This is a genomic window from Mesorhizobium sp. M0761, assembly GCF_040320205.1.
Classification (GTDB): domain Bacteria; phylum Pseudomonadota; class Alphaproteobacteria; order Rhizobiales; family Rhizobiaceae; genus Mesorhizobium.
Window position 1 is genome coordinate 105,385 of sequence record NZ_JAMYPF010000008.1, and the last position, 14,444, is coordinate 119,828.

The 14,444-nt window shown below is 63.2% G+C and carries 12 protein-coding genes; 6 read left to right on the forward strand and 6 right to left on the reverse strand.

The genetic code is table 11. From position 1 onward, the window contains the following. Positions 1–6 precede the first annotated feature (6 nt). Complete coding sequence (locus NKI32_RS15530) at positions 7–618, forward strand: pyridoxamine 5'-phosphate oxidase family protein (RefSeq protein ID WP_352654796.1); 612 nt, start codon at positions 7–9, stop codon at positions 616–618. A gap of 26 nt (positions 619–644) precedes the next feature. On the opposite strand, the gene NKI32_RS15535 is transcribed toward NKI32_RS15530, so the two are convergent. Then, entirely contained in the window at positions 645–1,097 is a 453-nt protein-coding gene (locus NKI32_RS15535; protein ID WP_353002954.1) for a MarR family winged helix-turn-helix transcriptional regulator, read from the reverse strand. A gap of 48 nt (positions 1,098–1,145) precedes the next feature. Between NKI32_RS15535 and NKI32_RS15540 the strand changes: the two genes are divergently transcribed. Further along, positions 1,146–2,054 carry an alpha/beta hydrolase gene (locus NKI32_RS15540; protein WP_353002955.1) on the forward strand — a complete coding sequence of 303 codons (909 nt, stop codon included), beginning with the start codon at positions 1,146–1,148 and terminating at the stop codon, positions 2,052–2,054. A gap of 45 nt (positions 2,055–2,099) precedes the next feature. Here NKI32_RS15540 and NKI32_RS15545 read toward each other — a convergent pair whose 3' ends face one another. Both NKI32_RS15545 and NKI32_RS15550 read right to left on the reverse strand, forming a co-directional pair. Continuing rightward, positions 2,100–2,498, reverse strand: a complete 399-nt coding sequence (locus tag NKI32_RS15545; protein ID WP_023688500.1) for a rhodanese-like domain-containing protein — start codon at positions 2,496–2,498, stop codon at positions 2,100–2,102. Between the two features lie 62 nt (positions 2,499–2,560). Continuing rightward, a complete protein-coding gene (locus NKI32_RS15550) occupies positions 2,561–3,169 on the reverse strand; it encodes a TetR/AcrR family transcriptional regulator (RefSeq protein WP_023710494.1) in 609 nt (202 codons plus the stop codon). Between the two features lie 100 nt (positions 3,170–3,269). Here NKI32_RS15550 and NKI32_RS15555 point away from each other — a divergent pair, with 100 nt between their 5' ends. Both NKI32_RS15555 and NKI32_RS15560 read left to right on the forward strand, forming a co-directional pair. Next, the gene (locus NKI32_RS15555; protein WP_023688499.1) at positions 3,270–4,016 is read left to right on the forward strand and encodes a 3-oxoacyl-ACP reductase family protein; all 747 of its coding nucleotides are present in this window, start codon (positions 3,270–3,272) and stop codon (positions 4,014–4,016) included. A gap of 211 nt (positions 4,017–4,227) precedes the next feature. Then, positions 4,228–6,108, forward strand: coding sequence for a L,D-transpeptidase family protein (locus NKI32_RS15560; RefSeq protein ID WP_353002956.1), 1,881 nt, complete (start codon positions 4,228–4,230; stop codon positions 6,106–6,108). A gap of 97 nt (positions 6,109–6,205) precedes the next feature. Here the strand turns inward: NKI32_RS15560 and NKI32_RS15565 are convergent, their stop codons facing one another. The 3 genes from NKI32_RS15565 to NKI32_RS15575 all read right to left on the reverse strand — a co-directional run bounded on the left by NKI32_RS15565 (position 6,206) and on the right by NKI32_RS15575 (position 7,849). After that, positions 6,206–6,676, reverse strand: a complete 471-nt coding sequence (locus NKI32_RS15565; RefSeq protein ID WP_023668992.1) for a hypothetical protein — start codon at positions 6,674–6,676, stop codon at positions 6,206–6,208. Positions 6,677–6,767: 91 nt separating this feature from the next. Then, positions 6,768–7,508, reverse strand: coding sequence for a lysozyme inhibitor LprI family protein (locus tag NKI32_RS15570; protein ID WP_352444286.1), 741 nt, complete (start codon positions 7,506–7,508; stop codon positions 6,768–6,770). A gap of 83 nt (positions 7,509–7,591) precedes the next feature. Continuing rightward, the gene (locus tag NKI32_RS15575; protein WP_023668990.1) at positions 7,592–7,849 is read right to left on the reverse strand and encodes a PepSY domain-containing protein; all 258 of its coding nucleotides are present in this window, start codon (positions 7,847–7,849) and stop codon (positions 7,592–7,594) included. 357 nt (positions 7,850–8,206) lie between these two features. Between NKI32_RS15575 and NKI32_RS15580 the strand changes: the two genes are divergently transcribed. Both NKI32_RS15580 and NKI32_RS15585 read left to right on the forward strand, forming a co-directional pair. Further along, a complete protein-coding gene (locus NKI32_RS15580; protein WP_353002957.1) occupies positions 8,207–9,979 on the forward strand; it encodes an adenylate/guanylate cyclase domain-containing protein in 1,773 nt (590 codons plus the stop codon). A gap of 129 nt (positions 9,980–10,108) precedes the next feature. Beyond that, complete coding sequence (locus NKI32_RS15585) at positions 10,109–14,431, forward strand: cytochrome P450 (protein ID WP_023748793.1); 4,323 nt, start codon at positions 10,109–10,111, stop codon at positions 14,429–14,431. The last annotated feature ends 13 nt before the right edge of the window (positions 14,432–14,444 follow it).

The following is a 14,444-nucleotide window of genomic DNA, read 5'->3' on the forward strand; positions in this document are numbered from 1 at the left end:
GGGAAAATGTCTGACATCACCACGGTCGAACAGCTCGAAGCCCTCTACGGCCTGCCCGGCGAAGCGTCGACGGTCAAGGAACTCGACCACGTCATTCCCGAATATGCCGCCTTCATCGAAGCCTCGCCTTTTGTCGCTTTGGCGACGAGCGGGCCGGAAGGGCTGGACTGCTCGCCGCGCGGCGATCTCGCCGGCTTTGTGCGCATGCATGACCCGAAGACGCTGATGATGCCGGACAGGCGCGGCAACAACCGCGCCGATTCGCTTAAGAACATCATCCGCGATCCTCGCGTCGGGCTGCTGTTTCTTGTGCCGGGTTCGGGCACGACGCTGCGCGTCAACGGCCGCGCCCGCATCACCACCGACGCCGCGCTTTGCGCCTCCTTCGCCGTCGAAGGCAAGCCGGCGCGCTCGGTCACCGTGGTCGATGTCGATTCGGTCTATTTCCAGTGTGCCCGCGCCATCGTTCGCTCGGAGCTGTGGAACCCGGCAAAGCACGTCGACCCGGAATCGCTGCCGACACCCGGAACAATCCTGGAAGTCACCAGCCGCAAGAATATCGATGCCGGTACTTACGACAAGGAATGGCCGGAGCGGGCGAAGAAGACGATGTGGTGAGGTGGGAGGCGCGTGGATCGAACGGCTCAGGTATCCTTCAGCACGTCATAGATCTTGCGCATCTGTTCGCCGATCATATCGCACTGTTCCGCTGTCGACTGGCTCATCGCCTTTTCGATCAGCGCCATATGCACCTTCAGCGCTTTCATCAGGAGCTCCGTGCCGGCATCGGTAAGCGTCAGCCGCAGCACGCGCTTGTCCTTCTCGTCGCCTTCGCGGCGCAGCAGGCCGCGCGCCTCGAGCTGCGGCAACAGCATGGTGATGTTGGAGCGGCCGACCAGCAGTTTGCGGGCGAGATCGTGCTGCGACATGCCGGGATGGCGATAGAGGTTCATCAGCACGTCGAGCTGCGCCGGCTTGAGGTCCAGCGGCGCCAGCTTTACCGCCAGCGCACGCTCCAGCACATGGCAGGCGCGCGCCACCGCGACCCAGTTGCGAAAGCGCGGGTTGTCCCAGGGCAGCTCTTGTTTAATGTTCATGTTTGAACTATTATGTTCATGCTTGAACGGAATGGATGGATCGCCACTATGGCATCATTTGGACTGAAGGTCATCCGGGGCGTGTTCGGCGCGGCCGAGCTTGTGGCGCCGCGTCTGAGCGGGCGCGCGGCCTTCGAACTGTTCTGCCGCACGCCGAGCGTGAAGGCGCTCAGCGACGGCGAGCGGCGTGCGGTCGACCGCGCCGCCGGCTTCATGGCCGAGGCGCGCCATCATCGGCTGACGACCAAGGCCGGCTGCGTCATGGTGCACGAATTCCGGCCCGAGCCGGGCAGGGCGTCCGCCGGCACGGTGCTGGTGGTCCATGGCTGGCGTTCGCGCACGGAATATATGCGGGCGCTAATCGAAGGCTTTCGCGATGCGGGCTACCGGGTCGCCTCGCTCGACCTGCCGGGCCATGGCCAGTCGCTGGGCCGTCATCTCAATATGGTCAATGCGGTCGAGGCGGTCAGGGTCGCCGGCGAATGGTTCGGTCCGTTCAAGGCGATCGTCGGCCATTCCTTCGGTGGCGCCGTCGCCGCCAATGCCATTGCCGGTTCGATCAAGGGTATCCAGCCCGTCGCGGCCGAGCGGCTGGTGCTGGTCGCCGCGCCAAGTTCCCTGCCGGCGATCTTCGCCGACTTCAGCCGCATGCTCAATGTCGGTCCGCGTTCGCAGGTTTCCATGGCCGATCAGGTGAATAGGCTGTCGGGCCGGCCGCTGCATGAATTCACCGGCGACCGCCAGTTGGCTGAGGCGCCGGTGCCGACGCTGGTCATCCACGCGCCGGACGACCGCGAAGTCCCCGCCGATCATGCCACACGTTATGCCGGCGCCGGCAGCCATGTGCGGCTGCACTGGGCCGATGGGCTCGGCCACCGTCGCATTCTCGCCGACAAAGGTGTTGTCGAACGCGCTGTGACTTTTGTCAAAAACGAGCGCGAGCCGATACTGCATTGATTCCAATGGGTGTATTGTCGGCTCCGACAACGCCGGAGCGGTGAGCTAACCGTTCTTCTTGCCGCCCGGCTCGACGGGCAATCCGGCCGCCTTCCAGGCGGTATAGCCGCCAAGGATGTGCTTGACCGGCGACAGCCCCATATCCTGCGCCGTCTTGGTGGCCAGCGCCGAGCGCCAGCCGCCGGCGCAAAAGAAGACGAAGCTTTTGCCCGAGGCAAAGAACGGCTTGTGGTAAGGGCTTTCGGGATCGATCCAGAATTCCAGCATGCCGCGAGTGACATGTTTGGCGCCGGGGATCTGGCCGTCCCGCTCGATCTCGCGTGGATCGCGCAGGTCGACGAAGATGGTGTCCTCGTCGTCGAGCAGCCCGGCCGCTTCCTCGGGCGAGACCACCTCGATCTCGGCATTGGCCTCGTCGAGCAACTCGCGATACCCTTTTTTCACGGATGATCCCTCCCGGCGCATTTCGCCGCCGACTGGATTTCCAGCACAAGCTCCGCGCTTTGTCACGCTGTTCCGACCAGCCCCTGCCACGCCGCCATCGCTCCGGCCACTGTGGCCATCAGCGCTTCGCACGAGGCGCCGTCGCGGGCCTGGATCGACATGCCGTGCTGGACCGTCGCATAGAAGGTCGCCGCCGCGTTGCTGTCGAAGCCCGCCGGCAATTCGCCTTCCGCCACACCGCGTTCCAGCCGCCTCAGCAAGAGGGTGTGGTTTTCGGCGCGGCGGCGGCGCAAATCATCGCAGATCGCGCCGCTGCTTGAATCCTGGTGCAGTGCGCCCAGCGCGATGAGACAGCCCTGCGGGCGGTCGTCCTGAGAGTACGCTTTTGCCGTCTGGCGCAGGAAATTCTCGATCGCCTGGCATGCCGTCGGCGCTTCGTCCAGCGCGCTCCAGATCTCGGTGCCTTCGTTGCGGGTGTAATACTCGGTCGCTTCCAGAAACAGCGCCTCCTTGCTGCCGAAGGCGGCATAGAGGCTGGGCGAGCTGATCCCCATCGCCGCGGTCAGGTCGGCGATCGAGGTGCCCTCATAGCCTTTGGCCCAGAACAGCTCCATCGCCTGCCGCAAGGCGGCGGTTCGATCGAAGGTGCGGGGACGGCCTCTTTCCGGCATGACGATCTTTTCTGTGTTGATCGATACATAATTCACTTGACGTCGCCAGGCAAGGTTGCCAGATATTTATGTATCGATCGTTACATAACGGAGAAATGACATGTCAGCGAACGGATTGAACGGCAAGGCAGCACTGGTCACCGGCGGCAGCCGCGGCATAGGTGCTGCGATAGCAAAACGGCTTGCGGCCGATGGCGCCGACGTTGCCATCACCTACGTCAACAGCTCGGCGCCGGCCCAAGCTGTCGTCGCCGAGATTATAGCGGCAGGTGGTCGCGCGATCGCCATCCAAGCCGACAATCGCGACGCCGCCGCCATCGAAGGCTCGGTCACCGAGGCGGTGAATGCCTTCGGCCGGCTCGACATCCTGGTCAACAGCGCCGGCATCTGGCGCGCGGCGCCCATCGAACAGATGTCGCTGGCCGACTTTGACGAGACCATTGAGGTCAATCTGAGAGCGCCGTTCGTGGCCTCGAAGGCGGCAGCGGCTCACATGGGCGAGGGCGGCCGCATCATTTCGATCGGCAGCAATCTGGCCGAGCGCGTCACCGACACCAGCCTCAGCGCCTATTCGACCAGCAAGGCTGCGCTGGTCGGCCTGACCAAGGCGCTGGCGCGAGACCTCGGTCCGCGCGGCATCACCGCCAACGTCGTTCATCCCGGTTCGACCGACACCGACATGAACCCGGCCGAAGGCCCGCATGCCGAACACCAGCGGCGGAAGATGGCGACGCCCCGCTTCGGCAAGGCTGACGAGATCGCCGGCATGGTTGCCTGGCTCGCCGGTCCGGAAGGGCGCTTCGTCACCGGCGCCGCGCTCACCATCGACGGTGGCGCCAACGCCTGAAGCAGCAGCCGCTTTGACGGTCTGGAGCGGCAACGCCGCTCCAGACGTCACGATGTTGTGAAACCGTTCTGCAACAGGCCCGCGGAAATTTATGGAAGCTTAACGAAATCGGTATGAATCGGTATAGTAGCGCCTTACATCCGCCATGCGGTTGGCAAGATCGTCTAGCGGCGCGGAACGGGAGCCGGCTTGCAGCCGGAGCGGGTGATTAATGAAATTCCTCGGAAATAAAGCCACCGTGATGCCGCTTGCAGTGGCGGCAGCACTGGCCTTCGGTGTGCCGCAGGCAAGCGCGCAAGGCCTGTTCGACATGCTGTTCGGCGGTGGCGTCAAGCACAGGCCGCAAGGCGAATTCCCGCCGCCGCCAAAGCGCAAGCCGAAGCCCGCCGTATCGGGCGGCGGCGGCACCAGGATCAGCAGCCCGTCCTACTACACCTACAAGGCCGACCGGCTGGTGCGCGTCGACTTTGCCGCATTGGTGGCAGCACCTCCCCAGGTGGCAACAGCTGAAGACGCCGCCTTTGTGCCGTCGGCGACCAGCACTGCCTTCCGCGAAGCCGCTGCAGGCCTTAGTGACTATGAACTCTATGCCGAGCCCGATATCGCCAAGGCATTGATTGCCTATTACTCTGCCAATCCTGATTTCATCTGGGTGAACGAGGGCAATCCCAATGCCCGCGCCCAGGATGCGGTGCGGGTGCTTGGCGAAGCCGCAAGCTATGGTCTCACGTCGGCCGACTACACGGTCGAAGTGCCGGCAGCCAACGCATCGGCAGTCGATGCCAACGTCCATCTGAAGGAACTCGTCCGCTTCGAGATGGCGCTGTCGGCGCGCGTGCTGCGCTATGCCCGTGACGCCCAGAGCGGGCGCGTCGATCCCAATCGCATCACCGGCTACTATGAATTTCCGCCGAAGCCGGTCGACATGGAAGGCGCGCTCAAGACGCTGGCTCACACCCAGGAAGTGCGCACCTACCTCGAATCGCGGCACCCGCAGAACGCGGAATATCAGGCGCTGCGCGTCGAACTTGAATCGCTGCAGGCGAGCGCCGAAAACGAAATCGTCGTCGATCCCAAGCTGTTGCTGAAGCCCGGCGAGACCAGCGCCGAACTGCCGAAGCTGCTGACGCTGATCGCGCGCAATCTCGACGACGAGATGGGCGGCGCCTATGGCGAGATCCTGTCTCGTCTCGGCACCAGCGATGTCTATGTTCCCGAACTGGTTCCGATCATCAAGGCCGTGCAGGTGAAGGCCGGCATGAAGGGCGATGGGGTCATCGGCCCGCGCACCGTCGCCTCGCTCGCCGGCGCATCCAAGGCAGACAGGCTGCAGAAGGTGCAGGTCGCGCTGGAAGAATTGCGCTGGATGCCGTCCGATCTCGGCAGCCCGCGGGTCTTCATCAACCAGCCCGCCTTCACCGCCAGCTATATCGACAATGGCGAGGAGAAGCTGAAGACCCGCGTCGTCATCGGCCGGACCACCAACCAGACCGCCTTCTTCTTCAAGGAGATCAAGCAGGTCGATTTCCATCCCTATTGGGGCGTGCCGCAGTCGATCATCGTCAACGAGATGCTGCCAAGGCTGCGTGGCGATCCGGGCTATCTCGACCGTGCCGGCTACGAGGTGACCGACTCGCGCGGCAGGCGGGTTCCCTCTTCCTCGGTCAATTGGGGCGCCTACGGCGCCAACATTCCCTACAGCGTGCGCCAGCAGCCGAGCGAAGCCAATGCGCTGGGCGAACTGAAGATCCTGTTCCCCAACAAGCACGCCATCTACATGCACGACACGCCGCAAAAATCCTTCTTCCAGCGCGATATGCGGGCGCTCAGCCATGGCTGTATTCGCCTTCAGGATCCACGTGGGATGGCGGCGGCGGTGCTCGGCGTCTCGGTCGACGACATCGCCGAAAAGCTCAAGCACGGCCATGCCAGCGAAGACGTGACACGCACGATTCCCGTCTATGTCTCCTACTTCACTGCCTGGCCGGACCTGTCCGGCAAAGTCGAATATTTCAACGATGTCTACGACCGCGACACGCGGCTGATGCAGGCGCTGGAAGCGACTGAAGCGGTGCGCTCGCCGACGAGCTGAAACCAGCGGAGTTCCTCGTTCAACGAACGAGGAACTCACTTTGTCTCTCTGGTTTTATTAGATTTTTGGCCGATGGACGGTCGCCCGTTTCCTGCGATCAGCGCTGGATGAGCGGACGCCGGAAGCCGGCGTCGCGGCCCGCGATCAGCCAATAGACCAGACCGGCTACGAGGCCGGCGGCGGCGATGATGCCGATATCGGCCCAGCGTCCGGCATCCTCTTCCGCGGCCGGCCAGACCAGGAAAAAGCCGGCTGCAGCGGCAGCGGCGCCAAACAGCATGTGCACCAGGAAATTGCGCAGGGCAAAGAATTCGGCGAGCAGCGCGAAGATCAGCGTCTGCAGGCCGGTCAGCACGATCGTCAAGAAATAGACGACCATGCCGAGCGGCGGCCACAGCAGCACGACAATGGGCGAAAATTGCATGGCGCCGAAATAGTCCGGCGCGTTGGGCAATACGGCGAGTGCGCAATATATCGCCACGACCGCGAACAATCCGATCAGCACCGAAACGAAATAGCCGGCAAGCATCATCAGGATGCGCTTCAAAACATGCTTAACCATGGCCATCCACCCCCGTGCCCTGCAACTGTTACGCGCACTCAGCCATCAAAGGCGGATCGGCGCAAGAGTGCATCCAGCAGTGCTTTGCGGCAAATCTTCAGGCGCCGCCGCATAGATGTTGCGAATCCGGCAAAACCCATGTGCCTTTTATCGTGAGGTCGACGCCGTAATAGACCCGCCCGCGCTCGTCGCCCTGCGGACAATCCCTCGGGATCGATATCAGGCACATGACGACAGGATCGCCGGCTTTCGAACTGGCAAGGCCAGGCTCCCGCTCGTAGGAAACCCCGGCGCCGCCATTGCTGAACCGCGTCACACTGCCGGCTTCAGGACTGGCCGTTTCCAGCGGGTCGTCGCCAAGCCGCGTAGTCAGCGCCGTGATGTGGGTGAAGGCGCATTGCCCGATCGACGAGGGCAGGGGCTGGTCGGGGCTGCCTGGATGGCGGGCTGCGGTGTCGAGCGCCTTCTTGCCGATCAGGGCGATGTTGTAATCCTGCACCCAGGACGGCGCATTGCCGTAGGTCTGCAGCGCATTGTTCTGGGCGCTGACGATGCAGGCGGCATCCTGCCCGCAGGCGTTCCTGTCAGTGATGAGCGCACGGGCGATCTTGCGCTTGTCGCGGCCAAAGGCTGGCTCGAAACCCGTAAAGGCCTTGGCGACCAAGGCATCAATTGCCGACAGTTGCGGGTCGGCACAGATCGCCTTTTCCACCGGCAGGCTGGCTTTGCGGCAGTCGAAGGATGGCCCGTCGGCACGCGCTGGACCAAGGCAGACCGCCGCGCCAGCCAGTGCAACGACAAGCGCAAGCGAGTTGGCAATTCGATTGGAAGAAAGCATGGTCGCCCCGTTGTCCGACAACTGCCACCATCGTAGGCAAAAAACGCGGCGGACGGAATTGCCGAAGCGGTGCGGTATCAGCGCTATTTCGGTTCGGCTGTTACGGGATCGAAGGTGATTTCGACTTTCGCCTTGTCGGCGGTGTAATAGGTGACGGTGTACCCGTCCTTGTCCCAGTCGACCTCCTTCACATAGCGAAAGCCGTCGCGCTGCTCGACCTTGGCGATGATTGCCGACAGTTTCTGGGCATTCGTCGGCGGCAGTGGGCTGTCATCCGCGGCAAAGGCCGTCGAGCCGGCCAGAAGAACGACGACGCCGGTCGCCAGAACAAGATTTCGCATGATTACCCTCATTTCACGTTGGTATGAACCGCACCGGAAACTCGCAGGCAGCACAGTTTGTTCCGAGTGCTGACGTCGCGCAGGTTCCGTGAAGCCCTGGATCGCCGCGCTCAGAGCTACGGCACGCCAATATTTGCGCCAACCGCCGGCCAACCATGAGTGCTGCCACGGCCCGCGCTGGACAACCCGATGGTGGTAGAGCTTTGCCCAAGACCCTGCTAGACTTCTGGTCCTGGCGGGGTGGCATGGCGCGCCAACCCCGCCGGAATCTTCATCTCTCAGCGCGCGGCGAAGTGTTTCAGGAACGGGTCGTCGCCTGTGCTGGACCAGAACCAGAAAGGGAGCGGGGGCTCGAACATGGCTGTACGGAACTACACCCGTCAGCTGGCGACAATCATTTCTATCGATGCCGTCGGGTTCTCCCGGCTGATGGGCATCGACGACGAGTCTGCTGTCGCGGCATTCGAGGAACGGCGCGACATCATCGCCGACAGCTGTGGCACATTTGGCGGCCGCACGTTCGGCGACGCCGGCGACAGCATCATGGCCGAGTTCGGCAATCCGATCGAGGCGTTGCGCGCGGCCTTTGATTTCCAGGGCCGCATCGTCGCCCTCAACGCCGAGCTTGCCGACGACATGCGCATGCCGTTTCGGGCCGGCATCAACACCGGCGACGTCATCGTGCGTGGTGGACGCCTCTACGGCGACGACGTCAACATCGCCGCGAGAATCCAGGAATTCGCGCCGGGCGACGGTCTCGCCGTTTCGGAGACGACCTGGCACCATGTGAAGGACAAGACGGCGGCCGAATTCACCGATCTCGGCGAATTCATGCTGAAGAACATCGCCTTGCCGGTGCGCGTTCTGATCGCCGGCCGCAGTGGCAACGGATCCTCGCCGGCGGCGTCTTTCGCCGCCATTCCCCAGGCCAATGCGCAGCAGAAGCTGTCGTCCAAGGGGCCGCCGGCGATCGCCGTCCTGCCCTTCCACGCCGATGGCGGCGAGCATGACATCGGCTACATGGCCGACGGCATCGCCGAGGACATCATCTATGGTCTTTCCAACACCAGATGGCTCTCGGTCATCGCCAAGGGCTCCAGCTTCCAGTTCCGCGACGACACGCTGGGCACTCGGGTGATCGGCAACGCGCTCGGCGCGCGCTACATCGTCAGCGGCACGCTGATGCGCAATGGTGGCCAGATCCGCCTCAACACCTCGCTGGCCGACGCGTCCAACGGGCGGCTGGTGTGGTCGCAGCGCTTCGATCGCGATCTGGTCGACATCTTCAACCTGCGCGACCAGATCGGCGCTGAGATCGTTTCGATCCTCGACAAGGAGGTCGACCGGGCGGAACAGGCACGCACCTTCCAGGTTCCCTGGGAAAGCCTGGAGACCTGGCAACTGGTGCGACGGGGCCGCTGGCACATGAACCGGCGCACCCGCGGCGACACCGAAACCGCACTCGAGTTCTTCCAGAAGGCCTACCGCGAGGACGCCAACTCGAGCGCCGTGCTCAACGAACTGGCGTGGTGGTATTTCTGGCGGGCATGGCTGCGTTTCGGCGACAGCGACGATTTGAACAAGGTCGAGCAGTTTGCCCGCAAGGCGTTGCTGGTGGACAGCCTGGATGCGCGCCCGCACGCCCATCTCGGCGCCGTCGACATCATGCGCGGCGAACCGCGGTCGGCCGTCGACCATCTCGAGGAAGCGATCCACATCAATCCGAGCTTTGCCTTCGCGCGCTCGGCCATGGGCAGCGCCCAGCTGCTGCTCGGCAATGCCGCGACCGCGATACCGTTCTTTCTCGATACCGAGCGATTGAGCCCGTTCGACCTCTACCGCTTCCACAATCTGGGGGAACTGACGGCGGCCTATTGTTTGGTCGAGAACTGGCCGGCGGCGATCGCTGCCGCTGACCGCTCGCTCAACCTGTCTCCCGGCTATTTCTATTCCAGGTTCCTGAAGATCGGCGCGCTGATGCGAAGCGGCCGGCCGGAACAGGCGCGGCGCGAGATGACCATTTTCACCACCCGGCATCCCGATTTTTCAGAACAGCGTGTGCGCTGGATACCGTTCACCGACAAGGCCGCGAACGAGATCCTCGTCGCCAATTTCCGACTGGCCAAATGAACATGGCGTCAATGCTGGCTGGAACATGGACCAACTGTGAAAAGATTCACATACGTGCAACCGATGCAAACCTAGGCGTTGAACGGCCGGCATCGCAATAACGTGGATAGCCGGGGGGCTTGAACGCGCATGACCGAACTGAAGTATTTCGACGCTATTCGCGCGGCCCAGAAAAACCAGCGCCCGCTGTCGGAAATGCCGCCCTTCGATCTCGGCCGGATCCGGAAGACAGGGCTGATTGCGCGCATCGTCGGGTCTCTGGCCGAAGACCCCCGCTGGGCGCTTTCCTTGTTGCGGCGTTTCCGGCCGACCGGCAAGCTCTTCGGTGTTCTCGTGGTCACCAAGAACGCCGATGTCCGCGACATATTGGAGCGCGGCGACGAATTCCAGACCCCATACGGCCCGGAAATGACCGAGCTTGCCCGGGGATCCAACTTCATCCTCGGCATGCAGGACGGCGCCGACTACCGGCGCATGAAATCGTCGGTGCTGAGTGCATTCCCGCCGGCCGAGGTCGAAGCCGCCGTCAGGCCGATCGCGGCGCGTCATTCGCAAGAGATCATGATGCGCGCTAGCCCCGGCTTCGATGCGATCTCCAGGTTGATGAAGATCGTCCCGGTGCACATCTGTCGAGATTATTTCGGCGTCGAGATCGACGATGAATCCGAATTCGCCGACTGGGCGATCGCGCTGAGTGCGCTGTTCTTTTCGGACCCGACGGCGAGCCCCGTCATGCGCGAACTCGCAGTGGTGGCGGGCGACCGTCTTCTCAAAGTCATCGATCGCTCCATCCAGTCGGCCAGGGACCGGGGCTTGAAGGCCGAGCAACCGCTGGCGAGGCTGGTTGTCCAGATGGATCAGGGCCGCCTGTCGCGGGACGACCTCAATTCGATCATGCTGGGCATGATCGCCGGCTTCGTCCCGACCAATGTGTTGGCCGCCGGCAATTGCCTCGACGTGATCCTGTCGCGGCCCGACGCACGGCAGGCTATCGATGCCGCATTGGCCGAAAACGATACCGCCAAGCTCGACAGGGCCGTCCTTGAAGCCATGCGCTTCAAGCCGATCTGGGTCGGCCCCTGGCGCTACACGGCCCGCGACGCGATCATCGGCAAGGGTACGCGCCGCGAGCGCCTGGTGAAGGCCGGCACGGTGGTGATGCCGGCGACGCTGTCGGCGATGTTCGATGCCGACGCCGTGCAGAACCCGGACCAGTTCGACACATCGCGCCCGCATCGCGACTACATGGTGTTCGGCCACGGCATTCATCAGTGCATCGGCGCCGAGATCGCCAGGATCCAGATCGGCGAAAGCCTGCGCGCCCTGTTCCAGAAGCAGGGCGTGCGCCGCATGCCCGGCAAGGCCGGGCGCATGACCCGCATCGGCGCCTATCCCGAAACCCTCAAGGTCGATTTCGAACGGGCAGAACTCTGCCGCACCGTAACGCAGTCTATGGTGACGGTGGTCTGCCCGGTCACCCGGTCCGCGTCGCTGGATGCTGTCCGCGACAAGGTTGCCAGCCTCGGCAACCCGGCCGTCGAAGAGATCCGCACCGCGCTCGACATTGCCGGCACCGTCCACTTCACCAGCCTGACCGTGGTCGGCACCGGCGAGATCGGCGCTGATTCCGGTCAGGAAAAAGGAGCTCTGGTTCTCGAGATTTCCGGTGACGGCAGCATCGACGATGTCATCGATGCGGTCACGCACGCCATCGGGCACCGGCTGCGGCCGATCTTCAAGGATGTCTGCGATCTGCGCGATGGCGGCGCATTGAACGATTTCCTGCGCAAGCACAATGTCGACATATCGCCGTCCTTCGGCAGCAATGCCGGACTGGTGTTTTCGGGCACGCCGGGGCACTCGGTCCAGCGTATCAAGGCCGAGCAGCAGCTTTTCGAAGCCGTGCGCGACATCGTCGAGCGGCCACGCAAAGGGGCCGGCAACGCTCCTGCCGTGCTCGCTGAAGTTCGCCAGCGTGTCCAGTCATTAGGGACGTTTGCCTGGGCGTTCGAGCCGGCCGAAAGCCTGCTCGAAAAGCCGCCGGGTCATTGGGGCCGTGCCCTGATGACGACGTTGCTGGTACCACCGGTCTTCGTCACGGTGGCGATCATCTGGGCTGCTTGCTGGTACATGACCTACAGTGTGGTGTTCGGCAGATCTATCGACATCAGTTCCCAGGAAATCTCCTTCACCGCCATAGCGGTAGCAATCACCTCACTTCTGTTGTCGGGACTTGGAGTGTTGGTGGCAGCGGCGCTGCTGGCGTTTTCGTGCTTGCTGGCGCTGCGACGCCGCGAGGACAGGGATCGGCCGGAAAGCACATCGATCGGCATATCTGAATTGAACGCGATACTCGTCAAGGAGGGCCACGCGGCACAAAACCATCTGACTGCGATTTCGACGATGAAGGCCGGCATTCTGCGGCGGCTGGCGCTCAGGTTTTCTTTCTACCTGATCTCGATAGCTGCCCAGAAGGTATTCAAGCCAGGCTTCCTCAACACCATCAACACCATCCATTTCGCCCGCTGGATACTGCTGCCCGGCTCCAACCGATTGATGTTCTTCTCCAACTACGGCGGCAGCTGGGAAAGCTATCTTGAGGACTTCATCGCCAAGGCGTCCGCTGGCCTGACCGGCGTGTGGAGCAACACCGTGGGCTATCCACGCACACGATGGCTGTTCCTGGACGGCGCGCGCGACGGCGATCGTTTCAAGCGCTGGGCGCGGCGCCAGCAGGTGCCGACCCTGTTCTGGTACTCCGCCTATCCGCAAATCAACACAGAGCGCATCCGGATCAATTCCCGGGTCAGGCGCGGCATTGCTTCCGCCGTCGGCAACGAGGCGCGCGACTGGCTGAGCTTGTTCGGTTCGCTACGGCGCCCGGCGAGCGAAACAACCACCGTTCAAAAGACCACTTCGCTGCTGGCCAATATCAGCTCTGCCTTTCCGGCGCCTCTCGAACAGCAGCTGGAAACCGGCGAGATCCAGTCCATCTTCTTCGGCCCGCTCGGCCCGCTCGCTTATTCGCATATGCTTGCGATCCGGGTGCCGGACAAGTTGCCGGCGCCCAAGCGCAGAGCCTGGCTCGATTTCGTTGTCGAGCAGACGAGTTTCGGCGAAGGCAGGCCCGCCGGGCGCGCTATGATAGTCGCCTTTGGTCCCGGTGGCCTGCGGCAGTTTGGGCTCGACGAGGGTGTGGAGGGCGATCCACTGGAAACATTTCCGATCGCCTTTCGCCATGGCATGGGCAACCCCGAGCGTGGGCGCATACTGGACGACCGAGGCCGCGACGGCCCGGACGAATGGGAGTGGGGGTCGCTGGAGAACCCTGTGGACCTGGTCATCGTCTGCTATGCTGAAGACCCGGGACGGTTGAAGACCGAGATTGCCACCGTGAGACGAAAGACGACCGGTGCAGGCATGAAGGTCGTTGCCGAACTGCCGCTCGCCGTAAACCGGGGTCCGACCGACACGAAGACGAAATCGTCCGACGGGGCAAAGCGTGACGATCGGTCGGAACGTGGGCCAGCCTACGAGCATTTCGGTTTCGCGGACGGGATTTCGCAGCCGATTGTCCGGGGCACGACCCGCGCCAGCAGGGGCGCCGCGCCCATGCATCTGGTCGCGCCCGGCGAGTTCCTGTTCGGCTATCGTGATGAGCATGGGTTCTATCCAGCCTCGCCCTCGGTAAGCGCATCACGCGATCGGACTGGAATCCTTTCGCAGGTGCGCCGTAGCCGGCTGATTCCGGGCCTGCCGCCACCGCCGCGCGATTTCGGGCGCAACGGTTCATTCCTGGTTATTCGCCAGTTCGAGCAGCACGTCGACGTCTTCAACAACTACTGCAAAAAGGCTGCAGCCTTGGTCGCGAGCCAACTCGGCAACCAAGCCATCACGCAAGACTGGATTGCCGCCAAGATGCTCGGCCGCTGGCAGAACGGTAGCTCGCTGGTGCGCAACCCCGATCATCCGGGACGCGTCATCGACAACAACTTCGCCGCTGGCGCCGAGGATCCGCAAGGCCATCGCTGCCCGCTTGGTGCCCACATTCGCCGTTCCAACCCACGCGACTCGCTGGGTGAGGACCGCGATACGCAGATCAATATCGGCAAGCGCCATCGTATCCTGCGGGTCGGCCGCACCTATCAGAAGCAGGACGGCAAGAATGGCAAGGTCGAAAAGGGGCTGCTGTTCATGTGCCTCAACGCCGACATAGAGCGCCAGTACGAATTCATTCAGCAGACCTGGGTTTCGTCGGCCACGTTCCAGGGCCTCGTCGCTGAAAAGGACCCGACGATTGGTTCGCGCGGCGGCGATGGCAGGTTCACCATTCCGTCATGGGAAAAGGTCACGACGCTCCGTGACATGCCGCAATTCGTCACCACCAAGGGGGGTGGATATTTCTTCATGCCCAGCCGCTCGGCGCTGCGCTACCTGATTTCGCGGCTCTGAGTCTTGGCCGGGG

Coding starts and splice junctions, on each gene's coding strand:
- NKI32_RS15535 (WP_353002954.1), bottom strand. CDS start 1,097: ATGAACATTAAACAAGAGCTGCCCTGGGACAACCCGCGCTTTCGCAAC.
- NKI32_RS15555 (WP_023688499.1), top strand. CDS start 3,270: ATGTCAGCGAACGGATTGAACGGCAAGGCAGCACTGGTCACCGGCGGC.
- NKI32_RS15550 (WP_023710494.1), bottom strand. CDS start 3,169: ATGCCGGAAAGAGGCCGTCCCCGCACCTTCGATCGAACCGCCGCCTTG.
- NKI32_RS15580 (WP_353002957.1), top strand. CDS start 8,207: ATGGCTGTACGGAACTACACCCGTCAGCTGGCGACAATCATTTCTATC.
- NKI32_RS15560 (WP_353002956.1), top strand. CDS start 4,228: ATGAAATTCCTCGGAAATAAAGCCACCGTGATGCCGCTTGCAGTGGCG.
- NKI32_RS15565 (WP_023668992.1), bottom strand. CDS start 6,676: ATGGCCATGGTTAAGCATGTTTTGAAGCGCATCCTGATGATGCTTGCC.
- NKI32_RS15570 (WP_352444286.1), bottom strand. CDS start 7,508: ATGCTTTCTTCCAATCGAATTGCCAACTCGCTTGCGCTTGTCGTTGCA.
- NKI32_RS15530 (WP_352654796.1), top strand. CDS start 7: ATGTCTGACATCACCACGGTCGAACAGCTCGAAGCCCTCTACGGCCTG.
- NKI32_RS15585 (WP_023748793.1), top strand. CDS start 10,109: ATGACCGAACTGAAGTATTTCGACGCTATTCGCGCGGCCCAGAAAAAC.
- NKI32_RS15540 (WP_353002955.1), top strand. CDS start 1,146: ATGGCATCATTTGGACTGAAGGTCATCCGGGGCGTGTTCGGCGCGGCC.
- NKI32_RS15575 (WP_023668990.1), bottom strand. CDS start 7,849: ATGCGAAATCTTGTTCTGGCGACCGGCGTCGTCGTTCTTCTGGCCGGC.